General features: G+C 74.5%; 20 protein-coding genes and 1 tRNA gene. 13 read left to right on the top strand and 8 right to left on the bottom strand.

All coding sequences use genetic code 11. From position 1 onward, the window contains the following. Nucleotides 1-119: 119 nt before the first annotated feature. From ABD126_RS27890 to ABD126_RS27880, 3 genes are all read left to right on the top strand, one after another. Entirely contained in the window at nucleotides 120-1,289 is a 1,170-nt protein-coding gene (locus ABD126_RS27890) for a globin domain-containing protein (RefSeq protein ID WP_343936927.1), read from the top strand. 25 nt (nucleotides 1,290-1,314) lie between these two features. After that, on the top strand, nucleotides 1,315-2,103 hold the full coding sequence (locus tag ABD126_RS27885; RefSeq protein WP_343936926.1) for an alpha/beta fold hydrolase: 789 nt from the start codon (nucleotides 1,315-1,317) through the stop codon (nucleotides 2,101-2,103). 394 nt (nucleotides 2,104-2,497) lie between these two features. After that, nucleotides 2,498-3,541: a hypothetical protein gene (locus ABD126_RS27880; RefSeq protein WP_343936925.1), complete on the top strand. Its 1,044-nt coding sequence runs from the start codon at nucleotides 2,498-2,500 to the stop codon at nucleotides 3,539-3,541. A 208-nt stretch (nucleotides 3,542-3,749) separates the two neighbouring features. On the opposite strand, the gene ABD126_RS27875 is transcribed toward ABD126_RS27880, so the two are convergent. The 3 genes from ABD126_RS27875 to ABD126_RS27865 form a co-directional block, all read right to left on the bottom strand. After that, nucleotides 3,750-3,822: transfer RNA gene (locus ABD126_RS27875), tRNA-Gln, on the bottom strand. A gap of 469 nt (nucleotides 3,823-4,291) precedes the next feature. Further along, nucleotides 4,292-5,266: a BtrH N-terminal domain-containing protein gene (locus ABD126_RS27870; RefSeq protein ID WP_343936924.1), complete on the bottom strand. Its 975-nt coding sequence runs from the start codon at nucleotides 5,264-5,266 to the stop codon at nucleotides 4,292-4,294. Nucleotides 5,267-5,407: 141 nt separating this feature from the next. Then, nucleotides 5,408-6,547 (bottom strand): BMP family lipoprotein, encoded by a 1,140-nt coding sequence (locus ABD126_RS27865; RefSeq protein ID WP_343936923.1) that lies wholly within the window; start codon nucleotides 6,545-6,547, stop codon nucleotides 5,408-5,410. A gap of 532 nt (nucleotides 6,548-7,079) precedes the next feature. On the opposite strand from ABD126_RS27865, the gene ABD126_RS27860 reads away from it, so the two are divergent. Then, the gene (locus ABD126_RS27860) at nucleotides 7,080-7,538 is read left to right on the top strand and encodes a hypothetical protein (protein ID WP_343936922.1); all 459 of its coding nucleotides are present in this window, start codon (nucleotides 7,080-7,082) and stop codon (nucleotides 7,536-7,538) included. 3 nt (nucleotides 7,539-7,541) lie between these two features. Here ABD126_RS27860 and ABD126_RS27855 read toward each other — a convergent pair whose 3' ends face one another. Further along, nucleotides 7,542-7,970: an SRPBCC family protein gene (locus tag ABD126_RS27855; RefSeq protein ID WP_343936921.1), complete on the bottom strand. Its 429-nt coding sequence runs from the start codon at nucleotides 7,968-7,970 to the stop codon at nucleotides 7,542-7,544. A gap of 114 nt (nucleotides 7,971-8,084) precedes the next feature. On the opposite strand from ABD126_RS27855, the gene ABD126_RS27850 reads away from it, so the two are divergent. From ABD126_RS27850 to ABD126_RS27835, 4 genes are read left to right on the top strand one after another with little or no spacing between them, the layout of a single operon-like run. Beyond that, nucleotides 8,085-8,429 (top strand): lycopene cyclase domain-containing protein, encoded by a 345-nt coding sequence (locus tag ABD126_RS27850; protein ID WP_343936920.1) that lies wholly within the window; start codon nucleotides 8,085-8,087, stop codon nucleotides 8,427-8,429. Continuing rightward, nucleotides 8,422-8,739: a lycopene cyclase domain-containing protein gene (locus tag ABD126_RS27845; RefSeq protein ID WP_343936919.1), complete on the top strand. Its 318-nt coding sequence runs from the start codon at nucleotides 8,422-8,424 to the stop codon at nucleotides 8,737-8,739. The genes ABD126_RS27850 and ABD126_RS27845 overlap by 8 nt, the downstream gene beginning before the upstream one ends. Nucleotides 8,740-8,744: 5 nt before the next feature. Next, nucleotides 8,745-9,449 (top strand): class I SAM-dependent methyltransferase, encoded by a 705-nt coding sequence (locus ABD126_RS27840; protein WP_343936937.1) that lies wholly within the window; start codon nucleotides 8,745-8,747, stop codon nucleotides 9,447-9,449. After that, nucleotides 9,449-10,978, top strand: a complete 1,530-nt coding sequence (locus tag ABD126_RS27835) for an FAD-dependent oxidoreductase (RefSeq protein ID WP_343936918.1) — start codon at nucleotides 9,449-9,451, stop codon at nucleotides 10,976-10,978. The genes ABD126_RS27840 and ABD126_RS27835 overlap by 1 nt, the downstream gene beginning before the upstream one ends. 42 nt (nucleotides 10,979-11,020) lie before the next feature. Here ABD126_RS27835 and ABD126_RS27830 read toward each other — a convergent pair whose 3' ends face one another. Together ABD126_RS27830 and ABD126_RS27825 are read right to left on the bottom strand one after the other, a co-directional pair. Then, nucleotides 11,021-11,983: a Rieske (2Fe-2S) protein gene (locus ABD126_RS27830; protein ID WP_343936917.1), complete on the bottom strand. Its 963-nt coding sequence runs from the start codon at nucleotides 11,981-11,983 to the stop codon at nucleotides 11,021-11,023. Between the two features lie 22 nt (nucleotides 11,984-12,005). Beyond that, entirely contained in the window at nucleotides 12,006-12,926 is a 921-nt protein-coding gene (locus ABD126_RS27825; RefSeq protein ID WP_343936916.1) for a phytoene/squalene synthase family protein, read from the bottom strand. Nucleotides 12,927-13,072: 146 nt separating this feature from the next. Between ABD126_RS27825 and ABD126_RS27820 the strand changes: the two genes are divergently transcribed. The 4 genes from ABD126_RS27820 (at nucleotide 13,073) to ABD126_RS27805 (ending at nucleotide 17,235) form a co-directional block, all read left to right on the top strand. Then, nucleotides 13,073-14,176 (top strand): polyprenyl synthetase family protein, encoded by a 1,104-nt coding sequence (locus ABD126_RS27820; RefSeq protein WP_343936915.1) that lies wholly within the window; start codon nucleotides 13,073-13,075, stop codon nucleotides 14,174-14,176. Nucleotides 14,177-14,178: 2 nt separating this feature from the next. Further along, on the top strand, nucleotides 14,179-15,615 hold the full coding sequence (gene crtI, locus ABD126_RS27815; protein ID WP_343936914.1) for a phytoene desaturase family protein: 1,437 nt from the start codon (nucleotides 14,179-14,181) through the stop codon (nucleotides 15,613-15,615). Nucleotides 15,616-15,658: 43 nt separating this feature from the next. After that, on the top strand, nucleotides 15,659-16,882 hold the full coding sequence (locus ABD126_RS27810; RefSeq protein ID WP_343936913.1) for an NAD(P)/FAD-dependent oxidoreductase: 1,224 nt from the start codon (nucleotides 15,659-15,661) through the stop codon (nucleotides 16,880-16,882). A 146-nt stretch (nucleotides 16,883-17,028) separates the two neighbouring features. Further along, nucleotides 17,029-17,235, top strand: a complete 207-nt coding sequence (locus tag ABD126_RS27805) for a hypothetical protein (RefSeq protein WP_343936912.1) — start codon at nucleotides 17,029-17,031, stop codon at nucleotides 17,233-17,235. A 27-nt stretch (nucleotides 17,236-17,262) separates the two neighbouring features. Here the strand turns inward: ABD126_RS27805 and ABD126_RS27800 are convergent, their stop codons facing one another. Beyond that, nucleotides 17,263-18,111, bottom strand: coding sequence for a hypothetical protein (locus ABD126_RS27800; protein WP_343936911.1), 849 nt, complete (start codon nucleotides 18,109-18,111; stop codon nucleotides 17,263-17,265). A 121-nt stretch (nucleotides 18,112-18,232) separates the two neighbouring features. Between ABD126_RS27800 and ABD126_RS27795 the strand changes: the two genes are divergently transcribed. Beyond that, nucleotides 18,233-19,921, top strand: a complete 1,689-nt coding sequence (locus ABD126_RS27795) for a serine/threonine-protein kinase (RefSeq protein ID WP_343936910.1) — start codon at nucleotides 18,233-18,235, stop codon at nucleotides 19,919-19,921. A gap of 17 nt (nucleotides 19,922-19,938) precedes the next feature. Here ABD126_RS27795 and ABD126_RS27790 read toward each other — a convergent pair whose 3' ends face one another. Next, complete coding sequence (locus tag ABD126_RS27790) at nucleotides 19,939-22,506, bottom strand: CHAT domain-containing protein (RefSeq protein WP_343936909.1); 2,568 nt, start codon at nucleotides 22,504-22,506, stop codon at nucleotides 19,939-19,941. Nucleotides 22,507-22,524: the final 18 nt, after the last annotated feature.

Here is a 22,524-nt window from a genome sequence, read left to right as displayed (position 1 = left end):
TCCGGAGGCCCGCGAGCCAGGACCTCCGGGCCCGGCTCGGGCGGGACCTTGGACCCTGTCCGGTGACCGGTCCCGCGCGTCAAGGTCAACACCAAACCCCTTGTCAGGAGGACCTTTCCGTGTTGTCCGTCGGCTCCACCGACATCGTGCGCGCGACCCTGCCCGTCGTCCGCGACCACGCCGTCGAGATCACCAGCGCGTTCTACCCGTCGATGTTCGCCGCCCACCCCGAGCTGCTCGACCTGTTCAACCAGGGCAACCAGGCCGACGGGCGGCAGCGCGTCGCCCTCGCCTCCGCCGTGGTCGCCTTCGCCGAACACCTGCTCGACCCCGACGCGACGCCGTTCGACGCCATCGCCGAGCGCATCGCCCACAAGCACGTGTCGCTGGGCATCCGCGCCGAGCAGTACCCCGTCGTCGGCCGGCACCTGCTGGGCGCGGTGGCCACCGTCCTGGGCGACGCCGTCACGCCGGAGATCGCCGCCGCGTGGGACGAGGTCTACTGGCTGCTGGCCTGCCGGCTCATCGCCGCCGAAGCCCGCCTGTACCAGCGCGGCGACATCGACCCCGAAACGCCGTGGCGGCGGTGGCGGGTCGCCAAGCGGCAGGACGAAGCGGTCGACACCGTCTCCTTCACCCTGGTGCCCGACGACGGCGGCCCGGTCCCCGAGTTCCTCGCCGGCCAGTACGTCTCCGTCGCCGTGGACCTGCCCGACGGCCACCGCCAACCCCGCCAGTACACGCTGTCCCACGGGCCCGGTCGGGGCTCGCTGCGCATCACCGTGCGCCGCGTCCCCGGCGGCGCGGTGTCCAACCACCTGCACGACCACCTCCACGCCGACGACACGCTCCTGGTCGGCCCGCCCGCGGGCGACCACACCCTCGACCCCGGCACCGGCGCGGTCCTGCTCGTCAGCGCCGGCATCGGCATCACCCCCACCGCCGCCATCCTCGACCACATCGCCCGCACCCAGCCGACCCGCCGCGTCGTCGTCGCCCACGCCGAGCGCACCCCCGACCGGCACGCGCTGCGCGCCGAGGTCCTGCACACCGCCTCGAACCTCGCCGACACCGACCAGCTCACGTGGTACGAGACCGGCGGCGACGAACACCACGGCCGCATCGACGTCGACGCCCTGCCGCTGGACGACGACACGACCGCCCACCTGTGCGGCCCCGTCCCGTTCATGCGCCACATCCGCGCGGGCCTGCTCCGCCGAGGCCTTGCCGACCACCGCATCCGGTACGAGGTCTTCGGCCCCGGCATGCTGGACGACCGGGTCGGCTGAGGGCACACGACAGGAGGTGGGCCGGGTGGTCGAGACGGGCACGGTGGCGGGAGGGATGCCCTACCTGCGCACGGGATCGGGCCCGCCCCTGGTGTTCCTCCCCGGCATCACCGCCCACCACCGCGTGCCCGCGGGACCGGACCTCCGCTTCCAGCTCGCGCAGGTGCGGCCCCTGGCCCGGACCCGGGAGGTGTGGTGGCTCAACCGCCGCCCCGGCCTGCCGACCGGGACGAGCATGGCCGACCTCGCCGCCGACCACGCGGCGGCGCTGCGCGGGCTGTTCGGGGACGCCGTCGACGTCCTCGGCGTGTCCACCGGCGGCAGCGTGGCGCTCCAGCTCGCGGTGGACGCCCCCGACGTGGTGCGCCGGCTGGTCCTGGTCTCGGCCGCCTGCACGCTGGGCGAGCGCGGCCGTCGGGCGCAACGCGACGCGGCCCGCCACCTGCGCGCCGGTCGCCCCCGCCGGGCCGCCGCGGCGATGATGGGCATCATGGGCGCGGGCCCGCTCACGCGGGGTGCGGCCACGGCGGCGGGGTGGCTGCTGGGCAGCACGTTCGTGGGCCGGGGCGACCCGGACCTGCAAGCCGTGATCGACGCCGAGGACGCCTTCGACCTCTGCGACCGCCTGCCCGCCATCACCGCCCGCACGCTGCTCGTCGGCGGCGCGCACGACGGCTGCTACGGTCGCGCCCTCCTCGAACGCACCGCCGCCCGAATCCCGGGCGCCCGCCTGATCCTGTTCCCGCACAAGGGACATCTCGGCATCGGACCGGCCACGGCACGACCGGTGCTCGCCTTCCTCGACGAGCCGTGACCCCGGCGGGGCTCAACCCCGGGGCAGGATGAAGCGCCGGCCGTCCGGGTGCCGGATGGTCACGTGGGTGCCGACGAACCCTCACAACGGGTACGGGCCGAGGCGGCCCCAGGCGACCAGGACCGGGGCCGCCGCGAGACCGAGGGCACGGTCAGGGAGGCCATGACCCACTGGAGCACCCGCAACAGCGTGTCCACCGCCATCACCCCCGCGAGCGACCACACCGAGGGACGCCCGGAAGTGGTCGCCCGATCCGCCCGCCACCGAGGACCACGGCGCGTGACGCACCGGTCGGGACCGGGTCACACAATCGCATGGATGATCTTGAAATCCGTCCAAATGAGACGGTCGGGACCCCAGAATGGCCGCTGTCACCACGAAAGGCGGTCACCCCATGCGCACTCCCACGCCCGTGCACCTCGTCGGCTCACTCCCCGGACCCCTCTGCGACAAACCCGCCACGGCGATGGAGTGGTTCCTGAGCCACAGCGACGACGCGCCGTTGACCGGCCTGCCCTGCGACCGCGACCCGCGGTGGATCATCGACTGGCTGGACCACCTCGCGACCGTGCCCGCGCTGGAGCCCGTGCGGACCGGGGCCAGCACCGGCTACCACGACATGCCCACCTACCGCCTGCGCCCCGGCCACCACCTCGCGCCCGGCGACGTGGCGTGGGGCATGCCGGCCCACGTCGAGGACGCCTTCGCCGCACTGGACGCGTTGCGCCCCGGTTCACGGCTGCGCCTCCAGGTCGGCGTGCCCAACGCCTTCGACCTGGCGCTGTTCGCGTTCGGCTCGGTCGAGGACGCCCTGCGGCACCTGCCGGTCGTGCGCGGGGCGGTCAACGGCGAGGTCGCGCAGGTCGCCGCCCGGTGGGGCGACCGGGTGCAGTTCCAGCTGGAGACGCCGGCCGTGCTGGTCTCCTACCACCGCACGCCGCGCGAGGGGTGGCCCGGCCTCACGCAGCTGCTGGTGGGCGAGGTCGCGCGGGTGTTGGACACCGTGCCGCACGGGCGGTGGGTGCTGCACCTGTGCTACGGCGACCTGGGGCACGTGCCGGTGTTCCTGCCGACCGACCTGGAGCCGGCCGTCGAGTTCGTCAACGCCCTGGCCGACCACGAGTCCGACCGCAGGCTGCCGGTCCCGACCGTGCACCTGCCCGTGACCGCGGGCGACGCCGCGCCGCCCACCGACCCGGAGTTCTACCGGGCCCTGCGCCGGCTGCGGCGCGGGGTGCGGGTCATCGCCGGTGTCGTGGCCGAGAACCACCCGAGGGAGAGCCGGGAAGCGCTGGACCTGGTCGTCAACGCCCTCGGCGGCCCGGTGGCAGGCGTCGCCGCGGCCTGCGGGTACGGCCGCCGCACGCCCGAGGCGGCAGCGGCCAACCTGGCGCTCGCGGTCCGCCTGGCCCGGGAGATCAGCCCTCCCGGGGTGTGATCACCCGACGACCACGAGCCCGGCCCGAGCCGGCACCGGTCCCCGCCCAGGAGGCGAACGACCGTTCCGGCGCGACCCGGGTCGTGGACGCGGTCGGCACACCGTGACCGCACGCGGTCGCCCCGACTCGGTGAGCCGGGGCGACCTTGCCTCTCGGCCGGCCCTCCTCCGTCGCACGGACCTGGTGCCCGTCGCGTCGGCTGCCCGGCTCCCGGTCCAGGGTTCGAACCTGGGCTGGCCGGATCCAAAATCCGCCGTGCTGCCGACTACACCAACCGGGACCGTGCGTGCCGGCACCGACCCGACCGGGGTCGGCGCCCGACGTCGGATGCCCGCGAGTCGAACGCGGTGCGTCCTGATCCCAAATCAGGTGGGGTCGCCGTGCCCCTCGCATCCGTGGTATTCACAAATGATTTCGCGCGCCCTCAACAAGAAAGCCGCCCGAATCGGTTTCCCGATGGGCGGCTCCCTGTCCACAAGACCTCAAGCACAGGTCAGGGCGGGGAGTCCGCGCAGCTCAGCGGCGATTGCCGCTGGAGCGGGGATGAACCGGGCCGACTGGAGAACACGCGCAGAGCGGCACTCGCGGCACTGAGCCACGAACGGTGCGACACCCGCTTCCCCATGTCCCCGATCCTTTCTCTCGCGTTGTGACTCAAGTATGCCCGCCTGGAACTCAATGCCGCAATGCTTTTCTCGAATACTTCGAAACCGGGTCCCGCGGACGTGAATCCCGCGCCGCGGCGGGGGTCAGAGGTCGGCCAGGACCTGCATGGCGTGACGCTCCCGGTCCGCGAGGTCGGCGAGGAGCGTCGCGGCGTGGGCCAGGTGGTTCGGGTCGCGGGTCTCGCCGGCGGCGGCGATGTGGTGGGAGACCTCGGTCCACAGCGGGGCGATCTCGGCGTAGAGGCGGTGGCCGAGGCGGAGGTCGTCGGCGTCCACGATCGTGGCGGACTCGGCGAGGAAGTCGCGGTACAGGGCGCGGAACAGCGAGCCGCCGGTCCCGCCGCGCTCCATCAGGGTCGCGGCCAGCGGGAGGTCGCGGGCCGGGTCGCTTGAGCGGTCGAGCCAGCGGGTCACCTGGTGGGCCGCCTTCGCGATGCCGCGGTGGCCGAGGTTGGCGATCGGCGGGTTGAGGAAGGCGCGCGCGTTGGCGGTGACGGCCGTGCGGATGGCGGTGGCCAGGTCGGGCGGGGTGGTGGGGGTGACGGTGTAGGAGAGGTTGCGGGCGGTCATCGGGCCGCGCTCGTTGCGGGCCTGTTCCAGGCTCTTGAGGGTGGTGGTCACCTTGCCGCCCTGTTGGGCGGTGTCGATCAGGTGGGCGTGGGTGTCGTCGTAGCCGTGCATCGCGACGAAGTGGCCGCCGAAGTGGACCTTGGTGGTGAAGTAGTCGAGGTGGTAGCAGTCCAGTTGCAGGCCGACCGGGTGTCCGGCGGCGAGGGCGTCGGCGACGTTCTGCCAGGCCTTGCGGGGTGAGGCGGTCTCGTGGACGTGCAGTGCCAGGCCCAGCCGGTCGGCCGCGGTCCGGGTGAGCGCGAAGGGTTTGACGCGCCCGCCGAGGAACGGGAAGTCCAGGTTCTTGGCGTCCCAGTAGACGAAGCCGAGCCCTTCGCCGAGGCCGAACAGCATGGGCTCGGACAGGTCGAGGCCCCCGTGGCGCAGGAGAGCGCCGAGGGTGGTGGTCTCGCAGTGCTGGCCGGTGTACGAGACGTTCTCGATGATCATCGGTCTCCCGGGGGTCGCGGGGTCGGGCCCTGGCGGACCGACAGCCTGGACTCTCCCACTGTGGGAGGGTCAACCCCGAGCGACCGTTCCGGAATGAGTGAGGCGGCGGCCCGGTGAGCGCACACCGGGCCGCCCGCGCGGTCACCGCTTGTCGGCCACCTGGATCTTGCCCTCGATGATCTGGGCCTTGAAGGCTTCCAGGATGCCTTGCAGCTTCGCGTCGACCCTGCCGCCCGACGTCGCGTACCCGATGCCGTTGACCTTCAGGTCGAACACCTTCGGCAGCGACGCCAGGTCGTTCCTCGCCGCCGCCCGCACGAAGTCGTACACCGCCACGTTCACGCGCTTCAGGCTCGACGCCACGATCACGTCCCTCGAATCCGCCAGCGCCGGCTGGTGGTACTGGTCCGCGTCGCACCCGATCGCCAGCACGCCCGCCTGCTTCACCGCCGCGAACACGCCGATCCCCGACGCGCCGGCCGCCGGGTACAGCACGTCCGCGCCCTTGTCGATCAGGCCCTTCGCCGTCTCCGAGCCCTTCGCCGGGTCCTGGAAGCCCGAGAAGTCCGTGGCGGGGGTGATGTACTTCCGCTCCACCTCGATCTTCGGCGCGGCCGTCCGGGCGCCCTGCACGAAACCGGCCTCGAACTTCTGGATCAGCGGGATGTCCACGCCGCCGATGAAGCCCACGTGGCACTTCTTGCTCTGGTACGCGGCCACCACGCCCGCCAGGAACGCGCCCTCCTGCTCGGCGAACACCAGCGGTGTCACGTTGGGCGCGCCGTCCACGGCGGAGTCCACCAGGCCGAACTCCACGTCCGGGAACTCCGGCGCGACGACCCGCAGCGCCTCGGTGTAGGCGAACCCGACGCCGATGATCGGGTTGAACCCGTCACGCGCGAGCTGCCGCAGCCGGGACCGCTTCACCGACTCGTCCTCGTGCGGCGCGGCGGACAGCTCGCGGGTGTTCTCCTTCCGCACCCCCATGTCCTTGATCGCCTGGTCGAACCCGGCGGCGGCGAGGTCGTTGAACGACGCGTCGCCGCGGCCACCGATGTCGTAGGCCAGGCCGACCTTCAGCGCGCTCCCGTCGACCTTCTCCCCGGCGGGCCTCTCACCGGCCGCGCTGGTGGTCGAGGCGACCGGCGGGCTGGGCGCCGGCGCGAACTCGCACGGGGCGCCCCCGGTCGACGCGGCGGTGCTCCCGCCGGAGTCCTTCGCGCAGGCGCTCACCACCAACAACCCGGTCAACGCGATCGCGGCAAACGCGGTGCCACGCATACGACGGCGCACGGCTCGTCCCCCTCCCTGCTCACCGAGCAGACACTCCCCCTGATGGCCGCATCAGGGCCGGCGCTCGGGACGGTACCCCGTCGCCGCCGCCGTCCCGGCCAACGCTCACCTGCTGGGAACGCACCGGCTCCACGTCAATCCGCCAGTCCGAAGTGGAACCGCAGGACGCGGATCACCTCGGGCTCCAGGACGGCGTCGGCGAGCAACCCGGACAGCTCGGCCGCGCGTGCCGCGGGCGGCGTGGAGCACGTGGTCGCGGCGTCGTGCTTGAGCCACGCGGCGAGGTCGGCGCGGTCGCGCGCACGAGTGCGCCGCGGTCGGTCAGGGCTGCCGTGGCGGGGACGAGATCACCGGCCGACGCCAGGGCGCGCACGGCTTGGGCTCGGACGGCGGCGCTGCCGCCGGCGGTCTCGGCCACGGCCCTGTCGAGCCGCCCGCGTGCCCGGTCACCGAGGAAACCCATGGCCGCCATGGTCCCGACATCCACCACCGGAGGCACCTGATTTGGTGGGATGCGGGGGTGACCGTCGAGATCAACGTTGGTGGACGCGCCCACGGGCGGCTGGTGGTGGCCGTGCTGGTGCCCGCGCTGGTGGTGGTCGTCGCGCTGGTCATGCTGGTGCGCGGGCTGTTCACCGGGAGTCGGGCGGAGTGGCTGGTGGGGTCGGCGCTCTGCCTGGGCGTCGTCGTGGTGGCGCCCAGGCTCATCCAGTGGGTCGCTCAGCGACTGGAACGCCCGCAGAAGTTGATCATCGGGTCGGACGGCGTGCGGTGGGACGAGCCGAAGGGCGCGTCCTGGGCGTACCGGTGGGCCGACGTGGACCGGCTCGTGGTGGTCCGGAACGGGTCGCGGGTCGTCCTGGAGGTGGCCGCCCGCGACGGGCGTGGGCAGCGCCAAGCCGTGGACGGCGACTTCACCACCACCATCGACCTCGCGTTGCGGCAGTTCGCCGGTGACCGTTACGAAGGGCTCCGATGAGGGTCAGAACCAGTCGTCGCCCTTCTCGGCGGCCTCGGTGTCGTTCTCGGCCGTCGCGCGGTGGGTCAGGACCGCCACCGCCTCCTCCAGGCCGCGCTGGACCTCCGGCCCGCCCTCCCGCTCGGTGTGCAGGGTGATGGCGACCTCGCTGCGGCCCGCGCCGTGGTCGGACACGGTCAGCTCGCCGTGGTAGTCGTCCTCGCCGGGCGTGCCCCACGACAGGGTGCGCCGGTCGCGGTCCACCCGCAGCCAGCCCTCCGCCTCGACGTGCCGGCCGCCGACCTCCGCCGCCACGTGCACCCGGTCCCCGCCCACCGGCTCGACCTCGGTCAGCTCCGGCAGGTAGCGGGGCAGGGTGCGCGGGTCGGCCAGGAAGTCGAACAGGCGGTCCGCGGCTAGGTCCACCTCGGCCCGGTGCGCATAACTGGTCACGGCTCCGCTCCCCTCACGCTGGACCCGTCGGGTACCCCGCGCCCGAGCCCCCACACCCCGCCGTCATGCGAACCCGCCCGGCGGGCCATACGGTCGGACGCGTGGAGGTGGCTCGTGGGTGACCGCTGGCAGTACCTGGCCGTGCTGGCGGCCTGCGTCGTCGTGACCGCGCCGTTGGAGTTCCTGGGGTCCGGGGTGTACCGGCGGCTGGGCACGCTCGCCCGCGCGCTGCTGCCCGTGCTCGCGGTGTTCGCCGCGTGGGACCTGGTGGCCATCGCCCGGGGGCACTGGTCGTTCAACGAGGCGTTCACGCTCGGTGTGGTGCTGCCGGGCGGGATGCCGGTGGAAGAGGTGTTGTTCTTCGTGGTGGTCCCGGTGTGCGCGGTGCTGACCTACGAGGCGGTGGGGGCGCTGTCGCGGCGGCCCGCCGACCGGCGGGAGCGGGTGGGCCGTGGTTAGGGAGTACCTGCTCGCGGCGGCCGTGGCCGCGGTGCTGACGGTGCTGTGGGAGCTGCTGGTGCTGCGGACCGGCCTGTTCAAGCGGCCCGCGTACTGGATCACGATGGGCGTGGTGTTCGCGTTCCAGGTGCCGGTGGACGGGTGGCTGACGAAGCTGTCCGCGCCGATCGTCGTCTACGCGCCGTGGGCGATCAGCGGCACGCGCGCCCCGTGGGACATCCCCGTGGAGGACTTCCTGTTCGGGTTCGCGATGATCACCGCGACGCTGCTGCTGTGGCAGCGGCACCGCGACCGCGAGGTGGCGTCGTGACCGGGCTGCGGGCGCGGGAGGTGCCGGCCGCCTTCGACTCCGCCGCCACCGGCTACGACCTGCTGGTCGGCCTGAACCCCGGCTACCACGCGGCGTTGCGCCGCTCGGCCCGCGCGCTGGGGTTGCGCCCCGGGCAGCGGGTGCTCGACCTGGGCTGCGGCACCGGGGCCTCGACGGCGGCGCTGCTGGCGGTGGCGCCGGAGGTCGAGGTCGTGGCGGTGGACGCGTCGGCGGGCATGGTCGCCGAGGCGCGGGCCAAGCGCTGGCCGTCGTCGGTGCGGTTCGTGCACTCGCGGGCCGAGGACCTGGACGCGGCGGGCGTGGAAGGCCCGTTCGACGCTGTCTTCGCCGCCTACCTGGTGCGCAACCTGCCCGACCCGGACCCGGCGCTGCGCCGCGTCCGCGAGCTGCTCCGGCCGGGTGGCCGGTTCGTGGCGCACGAGTACTCGGTGCGCGACTCCGCGCTGCGCACGGCCGTCTGGACCGCGTTGTGCTGGGGTGTGGTCATCCCGGCGGGCCGGCTGGTGACCGGCGACCACCGCCTCTACACGTACCTGTGGCGCAGCGCGCTGCGCTTCGACAGCGCCCGCGAACTGCGGGACCGCCTGCGCCGCAACGGTTTCACCGGTGTGCGCAGCGCGCCGCTGTCAGGCCTGCAAATGGGCGTCGTGCACACGTTCGTCGGCCACGCACCACTAGAGGAGCGCTGATGCGCGACCGTGCCGCGGTACGGATCGAAGGACCAACCGGAAGACCGTCGTTCAACGGCGACGCGCCCGTCGTGGTCGTGGTGGGGGCCGGTATCGCCGGTCTGGCCGCGGCGACGATCCTGGCCGAGCGCGGCGCGCGGGTGGTGCTGTGCGAGCGCGAGAACCACCTGGGCGGCCGGGTCGGCGGCTGGGACACGGTGCTGGCCGACGGCAGCCGGGCCACGATGACCCGGGGTTTCCACGCGTTCTTCCGCCAGTACTACAACCTGCGTGCCCTGCTGCGCCGCGCCGACCCGCACGGCACGGCGCTGGTCGGGCTCCCGGACTACCCGCTGTGGCACCGGGGCGGCCACCGCGACGGGTTCGCGGGCCTGCCGCGGACGTTGCCGTGGAACGCGCTGGCCTTCCTGTGGCGCAGCGAGACCTTCGCGTGGCGCGACCTGCTGGACGTGGACGCCCGCGCCGCGCTGCGGTTGCTGGACGTGTCGGTCCCCGCCACCTACCGCGAGCTGGACGCGCTGAGCGCCGCCACCTACCTGGAGCACGTCCGGTTCCCGAAAGCGGCGCACGCCCTGGCGTTCGAGGTGTTCTCGCGCAGCTTCTTCGCCCACCCGGACCGCATGTCGGCCGCGGAGCTGGCGACGATGTTCCACATCTACTTCCTGGGCTCGGCCGAGGGCCTGCTGTTCGACGTGCCCACCGACCCGTTCCCGCACGGCCTGTGGAACCCGCTGGCCGAGCACCTCACCGCGTTGGGCGCGGACGTCCACACCGGCGAGCCGGTGCTGGAGGTGGTGCGCGGCGGCCGGCGGCGGTTCACCGTCCACCTGGCCACCCGCCCGGTGGAGGCCGACGCCGTGGTCCTGGCGCTGGACGTCCCGGGCCTGCGCGCGCTGGTCGAGGCCTCGCCGGACCTGGGCACCGCGCCGTGGCGGGCGGGCATCGAGCAGCTGGCCACCGCGCCGCCGTTCCTGGTGTCCCGCTACTGGCTGGACCGCCCGGTGGCCCCCGACCGGCCGGGTTTCGTCGGCACCAGCGGCTACGACCTGCTGGACAACGTCACCGTCCTCGACCGGTACGAGCACGAGGCACGGGCGTGGGCGGCGCGGACCGGCGGTTCGGTGGTGGAGCTGCACGGCTACGCCATCCCGTCCACGGTGGACGAGCACGAGGCGCGGCGGCGGCTGCTCGACGCGCTCCACGAGGTCTACCCGGAGACCAAGGCCGCCGGCGTGGTGGACGAACGCCACGAGCTGCGCGCGGACTGCCCGCTGTTCCCGCCGGGCGGTTTCCAGCGCCGCCCGACGGTCACCACGCCGGAGGACTTCCTGGTCCTGGCGGGCGACCTGGTCCGCGTGAACCTCCCGGTCGCCCTGATGGAACGAGCCGCGACCACCGGCTTCACCGCGGCCAACCACCTGCTGTCCCGGTGGGGCGTGGCGGGCACTCCACTGTGGACTGTCCCGACCGCCGGCCGCAACCCGCTCCTGCGCGCCGTCGCGCGCAAGTGGGGCCGGGTGCCGGGCTAGCCGTCGGACCGCTCACCCGGCCCCCGCACCACCGGACCGGCGCTAGTCCGGCCACCGCCCGGTGGTCCGCAACGCGTACCGGCGCTCGGCGTAGGCCAGGTCGTCCCGCCACAACCGCGTCGCGGCCCACCGCATGGCGGGCCGGATCAGCGGCGCGGCCAGCCCCGCCACCGCGAACCCGCGCCGCTCCGAGTGCGCCACGGTGGCCTCGATGACCGCGGTCCGGCCGGCGTCCACGGGGGTGGCGTGGGTTTCCACCACGCTGCCCACGCCCTCGCCCTCCACGATCCGCATCAGCACCGTGCGCGGCTCGGGGCAGGTGAACTCCGCGAGCACCGGCACGCCCACCCGCCCCGCCACCTTGAACGTGACCTCCACGGTGAACCGGTCGTCGGCCTCGCTCGGCGTCTCGACCACCCGCAGGTTGGCGAACGAGTACGGGTGGAACCACGCGCCGTGCCACGGGTCCAGCCGGTTGGCCACCACGTCCTCCGGCTCGCACCGGCCCACCACCGTCGTGACCGCGTCGATGGCGCCCCGCGTCGGGCGCGGCGCCACCACCGGCCGCTCCAACGGCTCCTCACCGCCCACCGCGTCCAGGCGCACCCAGGCCAGCACACCGTCGTCGAACGCCGGGTAAGGGCTCCAGGCCCCGAACCGCCTGCCGCGCAACGCCAACCCGTGCCACCGGCACAACAGGTTGCCGTCGTCCACCACCCCGTCACGCAGCGGCGCGCCCAGGTGCGGGCAGGCGCCGGGACCGGCCAGCAGACCGCCGTCGGACCCGCGCCACACCACGACCTCGCGCCCGGCGACGGTCCGCCCCACCGGCCGGTCCGCGCGCACCTCGCGGCTCGACCCGACCACGAACCAGTTGCCCGACGGCCGCGCCTGCGCCCGCTTCAACGCCGCCTCGATCAGCGCGGGCTTGGCGTCGGCCCACGTGGGTTCCTGCTCGGCCCACGGGCGACTCCGGAACACCCGCAACGGCAAGCGCGCCACCATCCACCACTCCATTCCCGAACGCTCAGGCGGACCGGGCCAGCGCGGCCCGCGCGAAGACCACCAGCCGCCGACCGGTGGACACCACCACCCGCCGCGACAGCACGTCGTAGTCGGCTTCCTCGATCAGGTCCAGGATCCGGCCGTAGAGCCGGTAGGCCGTGGCCACGCAGGGCCGGGAGCGCGGGGCGAGCATCCCCACCCCGGGCGCGGCCTGGGCGTAGACCGCCCGCGCCCGCGCGACCTGGTCGGCCAGGGCGCGCCTGATCCGGGCGTCGGCGCGGCCGGTGTCGCGCGACCACCGCAGCAACGCGCGGTCCACGCCGTGCGCGGCCAACTCGTCGGCGGGCAGGTACACCCGGCCCCGGTCCAGGTCCTCCCCCACGTCCCGCAGGAAGTTGGTGAGCTGGAAGGCGATCCCCAGCGCCGCCGCCGCGGGCTCGGCCTCGGCGCGCGGCACGCTGGTGCCCAGCACGGGCAGCACCTGCAACCCGATCACCGCCGCCGAACCGTGCACGTACCGCGCGAGGTCGCCGTACGTGGCGTAGTCGGTGACGGTGAGGTCCATCCGCATCGACGCCATGAAGTCCCGGAAGTGCCCCTCGTCGATGCCGTAGCGGCGGATCGTGTCCAGCAGGGCCATGATCACCGGGTCGTCACTGGTCCCGTCGACCAGCCCGGCGCGCAGCCGCCGCTCCACCTCGGACAGCTCCGCCGCCCGCTGCTCCGGCGTGCGGCCGTCGTGCACTTCGTCCACGATGTCATCGACCCACCGCGCGAACCCGTAGAGGGCGTGCACCGCGGGCCGTTGGGCCGGGCGCAGCAGCTTGGTGGCCAGGTAGTACGTGCGGCCGTGCACCGCGTTGAGCTCCCGGCAGCGCCGATAGGCGTTGCACAGCACGGGATCGACGATGCCCGCGGCATCGAGTTCTCGCTCGACCGACATCCGCCGGACAGCTCCTTCCCGTTGACGACGGGGACAACGCTAGGGCCGCGCGCACGCCTCCGCATGACGGACGCGCCCGTCATGCGGAGCGCGCACCACGCTGGTTGACTCGTCAGCGCGAACCCTGCGACCGCGAGGAGACCACGATGACGCTGGCCACCGGTCACGACACCGACGCGACGGCGTCGTCGACCGCTGACCTCGCCCCGCGCCTGGCCGACGAGCTCGACCGCTACCTGCGCGACCGGTGCGCGCCCGGCGTGGCCGCCGAGATCTCCGCCGCGCTGGCCGACTTCGTGCGTCGCGGCGGCAAGCGGCTGCGCCCCACCTTCGCCTGGTGGGGCTGGCGGGCCGGCGGCGGCGCGCCGGACGGGCCGGCCGCGGACACCGCCGTCCGGGCGTTCGTCGCGCTGGAACTGCTCCAGGCCTGCGCCCTCGTGCACGACGACGTCATGGACCGCTCCGCCACCCGGCGCGGCCGGCCCGCCACGCACCGCGCGTTCGCCGCCAAGCACCGCCGCTCGTGCTGGGCGGGCGACTCCGCCGGCTACGGCGACGCCGCCGCGATCCTGGTCGGCGACCTCGCGCTGGCGTGGGCCGACGACGCGCTGGTCACCGCCGGGCTGCCCGCCGACGGCCTGGCCCGCGCGTGGACGCCGTGGCAGGCCATGCGCACCGAGATGATCGCCGGGCAGCACCTGGACCTGCTCGCCGTCGCGCGCCGCGAGGAGTCGCTGGAGGAGACGCTGCGGGTGGCCCGCTACAAGACCGCCGCCTACACCGTCGAACGGCCCCTGCACCTGGGCGCGGCCCTGGCCGACGCCGAGCCGGCGGTGATCTCGGCGCTGCGGGTGTTCGGCCACGACATCGGCATCGCCTACCAGCTGCGCGACGACCTGCTCGGCGTGTTCGGCGACCCGGAGGTGACCGGGAAACCCGTCGGCGACGACCTGCGGGAGGGCAAGCGCACCCCATTGATCTCGGTCGGGCTGTCGCTGGCCCGGGAGCTGCGCCGCGACGACGTCACCCGCCTGTTGCGCCGCTGCCTGGACGACCGCCGGACCGACCCGCGCACCCTCGCCGCGGTCGCGGACGCGTTGCGGGAGATCGGCGCGGTGGCCGCGCTGGAGCAGCAGATCGCCGCGCTGACGGCGAGCGGGTTGCGGGCGTTGGAGCACCCCGGCGTCGATCCGGACGCCCGGCGGGCGTTGACGGCGTTGGCCGCGCGCGCCACGAGCCGGCTGAGGTGACCGTGCGGACCGTCAAGGGGCGGGTGGACTCCGTCGTGGTGGTGGGTGCCGGGCTGGCCGGGCTGTCCGCCGCGCTGCACCTGCGGGGCGCGGGCCGGGAGGTCACCGTCGTGGAACGCGGCCCCGGGCCGGGCGGGGTGGCCGGGCGGCTGGAGGTCGCGGGCCACCACCTCGACACCGGCCCCACCGTGCTCACCATGCCCGAGCTGCTGGAGGAGGCGCTGGCCGCCGTGGGCGACCGGTTGGCCGACCGGCTCGACCTGGTGCCGCTGCACCCGGCGTACCGGGCGGTGTTCGCCGACGGGGCGGCGCTGGACGTGCACACCGACGCCGAGGCGATGGAGGACGCGGTCCGCCGGTTCGCCGGTGACCGGGAGGCGGCCGGGTACCGGGCGCTGCGGGAGTGGTTGACGCGGCTGTACCGGGTCGAGCGGGACCGGTTCGTCGGGGCGAACTTCGACGCGCCCTGGGACGTGCTGGGGCGCGACTTCGCCACGCTGGTGGCGATGGGCGGCTTCCGCGCGCTCGACCCGGTGATCGCCCGGTTCCTGCGCGACCCGCGGCTGCGGCGCGTGTTCACCTTCCAGTCGCTTTATGCGGGCGTGGCGCCACGACAGGCCCGTGCCGCTTATGCCGTCATCGCGTACATGGACACCATCGCCGGCGTGTACTTCCCGCGCGGCGGGATGCACGCGGTGCCCCGGGCGCTCGCGGCGGCGGCCGAGGACGCGGGTGTCGTGTTCCGCTACTCGACCGAGGTCACCGGCTACGAGCGGAAGGGCTCGCGGGTGACCGCCGTCCGCACCGCCGACGACCGCATCCCGTGCGACGCCGTGGTGGTCACCGGCGCGCCACCCCGCCGACGCCGCACGCGCTGGTCGCCGTCGGCGGTCGTGGCGCACCTGACCTCCACCGCCACCACCGACGACCTCGCCCACCACACGATCTCCTTCGGCGAGCGGTGGGACGAGACGTTCCGGGAGATCATCGACGACGGCCGGCTGATGACCGACCCGTCGCTGCTGCTGACCACCCCCACCCGCACCGACCCGGACCTGGCCCCGCCCGGCCGGCACCTGCACTACCTGCTGGCGCCGTGCCCGAACCTGGAGTCCGCGCCGCTGCGCTGGGACACCCTCGCCCGCCCGTACGCGGAGGAGCTGGTGGGACTGCTGGCCGAGCGCAAGCTCGTCCCGTCCGACGCCGAGATCGGCGAGCTGGCCCTGACCACCCCCGACGACTGGGCGCGGCAGGGGCACCCGGCCGGGACCCCGTTCTCCCTGGCGCACACGGTCGCCCAGACCGGTCCGTTCCGGCCGGGCAACCTGCCCGACCGCGACGGCAACGTCGTCCTGGCCGGCGCCGCCACCACCCCGGGCGTGGGCATCCCGCCGGTCCTGATCTCGGGCCGGCTGGCCGCCGCCCGGCTCCGCGCCTGACGCCTGTCGTGCGGCCCCGTCCCGGCGGACTTACGGTCGGAACGTGATCGGAGTCGTGGTGGTCGGGGCCGGGCTCGCCGGGTTGAGCGCGGCGCGGGTGCTGGCCGGGGCCGGGGTCTCGGTGACGGTGGTCGAGGCGGCGGACGACGTGGGCGGGCGGGTGCGCACGGACGTCGTGGACGGCGTGCGGCTGGACCGGGGTTTCCAGATCCTGCTGCCCGCCTACCCGGAGCTGGCGGCGGCGGTGGAGGTGGAGGCGTTGCGGCTGCGGCACTTCCGGCCCGGGGTGCTGGTCCACGACGGCGGCCGGCGGGACCTGCTGGCGGACCCGCGGTCCGGGGTGCGGGCGTGGGGCGGGATGCTGCGGCAGCGGGTGCTGTCGCCGCGGGACGCGCTGGCGCTGGGCGCGCTGTCGACGCGGGTCGGGTTCGGTCCGGTGGCGGCGCTGAAGGGCTCCGATCGGAGCACGCGCGAGGAGCTGCGGGCGAGCGGGTTGTCGGAGCGGGCGGTGCAGCGGGTGCTCAAGCCGTTCCTGTCCGGGGTGTTCCTGGAGGGCGAGCTGGCCACGTCGTCGCGGTTCTTCCAGTTGGTGTGGCGGTGCTTCGTGCGGGGTGGGGCGGCGGTGCCGGCGGACGGGATGGGCGCGTTGCCGCGTCTGTTGGCCGCCGGGCTGCCCGCGGTGCGGTGCGGGGTGCGGGTGGTCGCCGTGCGGGACGACGGGGTGGATCTGGCGGACGGGACGCGGCTGGACGCGGACGCGGTGGTGGTCGCCACCGACGGCACCACCGCCGCCGCTCTCCTGCCGGGGCAGCCGGAACCCGTCTGGAACGGGGTGACGACCTGGTACTTCCGGCCGCCGGAGCCGCCGTTGCGGGACGGCGTGCTGCTGGTGGACGCCGAGGGCGGGCCGGTGGTGGACACCGCTGTCATGTCCGAGGTCGCGCCGTCGTACTCGCCGGACGCGCCGCTGGTGCAGGCTTCCGTGCTGGACGCGTCGGTTCCCGAAGTGGAAGTTCGGGCGCACTTGGCGCGTTTGTACGGCGTTGACACCGGGCGTTGGGAGTCGTTGGCGCGCTACGACATTCCGCACGCGGTGCCGGCTATGCCTCCGCCGCACCCGTTGCGTTCTTCGGTGCGTGCGGGTGGGCGGCGGTACGTGTGTGGCGATCATCGTGACACCAGTTCGATCCAGGGCGCTTTGGTGTCCGGCAGGCGCGCCGCCCAGGCCGTGCTGTCCGACCTGCGCGTCGGGGTTCCGCCTTCATGAGGTGGTGATCGCGTCCAGGCTCACGATGGCGGCGGCGCTCCTGCTCACCGTCCGCCGGATTGGCCTAGACCACCCGGGCCGATCGGCGGTGTCCCCCGACCACGGCGCTCCGGCACGATGACGACGACCGAGCCGAGGAGCCGTCCATGCGCGTCGTCCCCGCCACCCTGGCCGCCGCTCTGATCACCCTGGCCGCCCCCGCCGCGGCCGAGGCGACGAACTGGATCACCGTGGGCCCGTACCCGTCGAAGGAGACGTGCCAACCGGACAAGGAGCGCTACCACCAGATCTACCCGGCGTGGGGCTGCTACGAGTCGGGCGGCGGCTGGTACTTCCAGTACAACAAGGTCTGACCCGCGCGCCACCCCGACCGCTCACGGTCAGTGCTCGGCGGCCAGGTCCGCCAAGCCCGCGCGGTCCAGGATGTCGACTCGTTGGGCGGTCTGCGGGCCGGAGCGGGTGACCAGGCCCCGGCGTTCCAGCGCGCCCATCGCCTTGCGCAGCCGCTCGGTGACCAGCGAGCCCTTGCCCTTGGCCGCGAACTCCGCCTTGTCCTCCTGCGTCAACGTCGGCGCGACCTTCCGCTTCCACACCTCCAGCAGGTCCGTGCGAAGGATGGAATCGGCGTCCTCCGCCAGGTCCAGGACGATCGCGGCCAGCACGCGGGCGTGGTCGTCCTGTTGCGCCGAGTGCCGCTGGACCAGCTCGGCCAACGGGGTGCGGTTCGGCCCGGGGACGTCCAGTGTGGTCAACCGGTCCCACAGGGCCTGGTCGGCGGGCCTCGCGACGCCGCCGCCGGACAGGACCGCCGAACGGTGCGCGTCGATCGCGGCTCCCAGGGCCACGACCAGGCTCATCAGCTCGTCCCGGACGTCGTCGCCGCGCAACCTCCGCGCCTGGGCCACGACGAGGCGGTGGTGGTCGCGGACCAGCGCCTCGAAGTGGGCGGTGCGGCGGGTGCGTTCTCCGGACTCCGCCACGTCGCGCTCGTAGTCCGCCCGGCTGATCTCCCCCGCCGACAGGCGCACGCGGGCGGTGTCGCGTTCGGTGGTGCGGTGGACGCGGTCGGCCGCGATGCGGTCCAGCATGCCGCGCAGGACCCGTTCGGTCTGCTCCACGTGCTCGTCCGACGACAGCAGCCGCCACGTCTCCGGGTCGCGGTTGCGCAACGCTTCGTTGACGAACCGGCTCGCCGCCTGGTCGTCGTCGGGCCCGTAGGGCAGTGGCACGGTGTCGGTCCTCCGGAGCAACGGCGCTGGTCGGTGACATCATCCCAGCTCGATGGACCGCCCGCGCACCGACCTGCCTCCTTCTGCTCCGCCGCCGACGACCGGTTGCTAGCGTGACGCGGTGTCTGAGCGAGAGCACAGAGGGCGGATCGTCGACGGCCGGTTCGAGTTGCTGGAACGGCTGGGCAGCGGCGGCATGGGCACGGTCTGGCGTGCCATGGACCTGGGGCTGCACCGCGAGGTCGCCATCAAGGAGGTCCGCCCGGCCGACGCCGACCAGGTCGAGAGCACCCCGGCGATGGCCGCCCAGCTCCGGGAGCGCGTGCTGCGCGAGTCCCGCGCGCTCGCCCGCCTCCAGCACCCCAACGTCGTGTCGATCTACCAGATCATCGACTCGCCGGACTCGCCGTACCCGTGGATCGTCATGGAACTGGTCCGCGGCACCTCGCTGGACGCCCGCCTGCGCGAGGGCGTGCTGAGCCCCGCCGAGGCGGCCCGGGTCGGCCGCGACGTGCTCGCCGCGCTCCGCTCGGCCCACTCCGCCGGCGTGATGCACCGCGACGTCAAGCCGGGCAACGTCCTGCTGCGCACCGACGGCAGCGCCGTGCTCACCGACTTCGGCATCGCCGCCCTCCAGGGCTCGACCCAGCTCACCGCCACCGGCGACGTCATCGGCTCCCCCGAGTACATCGCCCCCGAACGGCTGCGCGGCGACGAGACGCAGACCGCGTCCGACTTCTGGTCGCTGGCGATGCTGCTCTACGTGGCCGTCGAGGGCTACCACCCGATGCGCCGCGCGAGCACGATGGCGACCCTGGCCGCGGTGATGACCGAGCCGGTCCCGCCGCCGCGCCGCGCGGGCGCGCTCGCCCCCGCCCTCAACGCGGCCCTGCGCGCCGACCCGGCCGAGCGCCCGACCGGCGAGGTGCTGGACCGGATGTTCGCCGCCGCCGAACGCGACCAGGCCGCGCAGGGCTTCCCGGTCACCGGCCCGCCCACCCCGGGCGGCCTGCCCGTCACCGGCCCGCCCACCCCGCAGGGCTTCCCCGTCACCGGACCGCCCAGCGGCCCCCAGCCCGCGTACGCGCACTGGCCGTCCGGGTCGACGCCCAACCCGGTCGGCACGCCTCAGTACGACCCGAAGTCCTACCCGGTGCCCAAGCCGCGCGGCCGGACCGGGTCCGTGGTGCTCTCGCTGGTCGGCGTGGCGGTGGTCGTCGCGATCACGGTCGTGGTCGTCAAGCTGACCGGCACGACCGGCTCGGCGGACCCCGGCGGCAAGGGCACGTCCACCGCGCAGCAGGCCGGGCAGCCGACCGTCGGCGGCCAACCCGCCGGCCCGACGACCACCCCGGCCGCCGCGGCGAAGGACGACCTGCTCACCCCGGCCGGCGCGCGCAAGGCGGTCGCCGCGCTCAGCGAGGTCATGGGCGGCACGGAGGTCTCCGAGCTGACCCTGTGGCCCGACCGCGCCACCGCGACCGCCCGCACCAAGGCGGTGGCGAACGGCTTCGACAACTTCGAGTACCGCAACGGCCGGGCGAACCGCGAGGGCGCGGACGGTGTGGACGCCGACCGCGCGGTGCTCAACCTCAACGACGTCAACTGGGACGCCCTGCCCACCCTGATCGAGCAGGCGAACAAGGAACTCGGCGTCCCCCAGCCGACCGCCCGCTACGTGATCATCGACACCGGCCTGATCGACAAGAAGGCGTCGATCCGGGTCTACCTGGCCGACGAGTACGGCGGCGCGTACCTCCAGGCGAACCTCCAGGGCGAGATCCAGAAGACCTACCCCCGCGACAAGTGACCCGCGCCCGCACCGCGTCAGGGACCGGTGTGGGTGTAGGCCGCCCAGGCGGTCGGGGTGCCGGGGTGGCGGGCGCGGAGGGTTCTCGTGGCCTCGTGCAGGGCGGACGCGCTGCGGGCCGGTTCGGGCGGGGCGGTGCCGCCGTCGGTCAGGCGGGTGTAGAACTCGGTGGCCAGTTCGGCCGCCGTGGTGTCGTCGATGGGCCACAGGGTGCCGACCACGTGGCGGTAACCGGCCAGGTGGAAGGCGCCGGTGATGTGGACCGACTCGTCGGCCAGTTCGGGCGCCGTGACGCTCGTGTCGCACGCCGACAGGTAGGCCAGGTCCGCCGACAGCCGCAGGGCCGCGACCTCCGTGACCGTCAACGGGTTCGTGGCGTGGTCGGCGAGGACGAGGCGGCTGCGGCTGGGGTCGGCGCGGTCGGCGTGGCCGTGGCAGGCGAAGTGGGCGATGTGGTGGCCCGGCAGCGCTTCCAGGACCGCGTCCCGGGTCGGGGTCCGGAGCAGGCGGGCGTCGGGCACCAGGCGGCGGATCGCCTCGGCCTCCCGGCCGATGCCCGGCAACGCCTCCTCCGGCACGGGTACGACCAGGGTTCCCGTGCCGGTTCGGCGGTGGTTCGTGTGGCTCAACGCGCGCACGGTCGTCGTGTAGGACGACACCACTCGGTCCAGGGCTGAACCGGCGGCGTGCAGCGGCAGGAACGCCATCGCGCCCACCGGGCACCAGCACACGGTCGGCCACGTGCCCTGTGGGGTGGCGGTGTGGCCCAGGTGGGTCAGGACGGGGTCCACGACCGCGTCCCCCAGCCAGGACAGGACGTCGCGGACCTCGTGCTGCGCGGAGCGACCGGCGGCGGGCGCCACTTCGCGCACGCCCGCGGCCCGGCACGCGGTCAGGAGCCGGTCGGTCTGCTCGCCGGCGGCGGCCGGGGTCAGGCCGGGCAGCGGGACGACCCCGACGGGACGGCCCTCGGCCAGCACCAGCGCCCGACCCGCGGTGACGAAGACGACCGGCCGGTCACGGGCGTGCGCGGCGAGGTGCTCGACGCGCGGGGCGCGGAAGAAGCCCGCGAAGCCCGGCAGGGCGCGGATCTGTTCGACCAGGCGCTGCCGGGCCAGGTGCGTGGCGCGGCGTTCGTCGGCCAGGCGGGGGTTCCGGTCCGAAGGGGCGCGGTCGAGGTCGTCCAGCCGCGCGCGCAGCTCGTCCAGCCGGTCGGCCAGGTCGGGCCGCCGGTCGCGCAGCCGGTCGTAGTCCGCGCCGCGCATGCCGACGGCGTCGGCGGCGAGGATGCCGCGGGTGCGTTCCAGCAGTTCGACGGCCCGCTCCGGCCGGCCTGCGGCCAACGCCGCCGCGGCGGCCTCGTCCGCGAGTCGGCCCAACCGCCCCAGGTCGTGCTGGCGGTCGGCACGGGCTCGGCCGTCCGAGGTGAGCGCCTCCACCAGGTCGATGGCCGCCTCCACGGCCCGCAGCGCTTCCCCGGGGGTGTCGGCCAGGGACGCCAGCCGGCGGTGGGCGCGGATGCGAACGGTCGTCTTGCCGGTCGTGGACTCCGCGGCCGCGCGGTGGCAGCGGCGTGCTTCGTCCACCGCCTCGGGCGAGGACAGCTCCCGGAGTGCGGCACCGAGGTTGTCCAGGAACAGGGACCGGTCCGGGTCGTCCGGCGGACTCGCCGCCACGGCCTCGCGCCCCGCCCGCACCGCCTCGCGCAGCGCGTCGACGTCCCCCCGGAGCCGGAACGTCGCCAGCAGCATCGACCCCAGGTTGTTCAGGTGCATGGCGCGGTCGGGACGGCCCGGCGGGGTCGCGGCCACCGCCGAGCGCGTCACCCGCACCGCCTCCCGCAGCGCACCCGCGTCGCCCACGCGTTCGGACCACAGGGCCAGCACGCCCGCCATGCTGCCGAGCATGGCGGCCCGTCCCGGGTGGTCCGGGTGCGCGGCGGCCACGGCCTCCCGCGCGACCCGCACCGCCTCGCGCAGCACGTCGAGGTCCCGGCCGCGGTGGTGGAGGTGCTCCAGGGTGCCGCACAGGTTGTGCAGGTAGACGGCGCGGTGCTGGTCGTCGGGTGGACACGCCGCCACCGCCTCCCGTCCCACCCGTGCGGCCTCCCGCAGCACGTCGAGCTGCGCGGTGCGGTCGTACCGGGCTTGGAGCGAGGCGCCGAGGTTGCTCAGGAACGCCACGCGCTGCCGGTCACCCGTCGGCGTGAGCGCGACGGCGTCCCGCCCGGCCCGCACCGCCTCGTCGAGGAGGTGCGGTTCCCCGGTGCGCGCGAACAGGCCGCGCAGCACGCCGCCGAGGTTGTCCAGGTACCGCGCCCGCGCCCGGTCGCCGCCCGCGCTCGCGACGGCCTCCCGCCCGGCCCGCACCGCCTCCCGCAACACCTCCGGATCGCCGTCGTGCTCGGACAGCATGCCCAGCGCGGCCACCAGGTTGTTCAGGTCGCCGGCCCGCCGCCGGCCCGCGACCACCTCGCGGAACAGCGCGACGGCCTGCTCGACCAGGTCGCGCCGCCCGGTCAGCGGGTACGAGCTGAGCAGACCGATCGCTTCGTCGCGCAGCGCGTCGGGGTCTCGGAGCGGCACCCCGCCGAGCGTAGTGAC

Origin of the sequence: Saccharothrix mutabilis subsp. mutabilis (genome assembly GCF_039521145.1) — a bacterium.
Classification (GTDB): domain Bacteria; phylum Actinomycetota; class Actinomycetes; order Mycobacteriales; family Pseudonocardiaceae; genus Actinosynnema; species Actinosynnema mutabilis.
The sequence above is the reverse complement of the archived record's forward strand: the minus strand, read 5'-3'. Positions and strand labels throughout refer to the sequence as shown.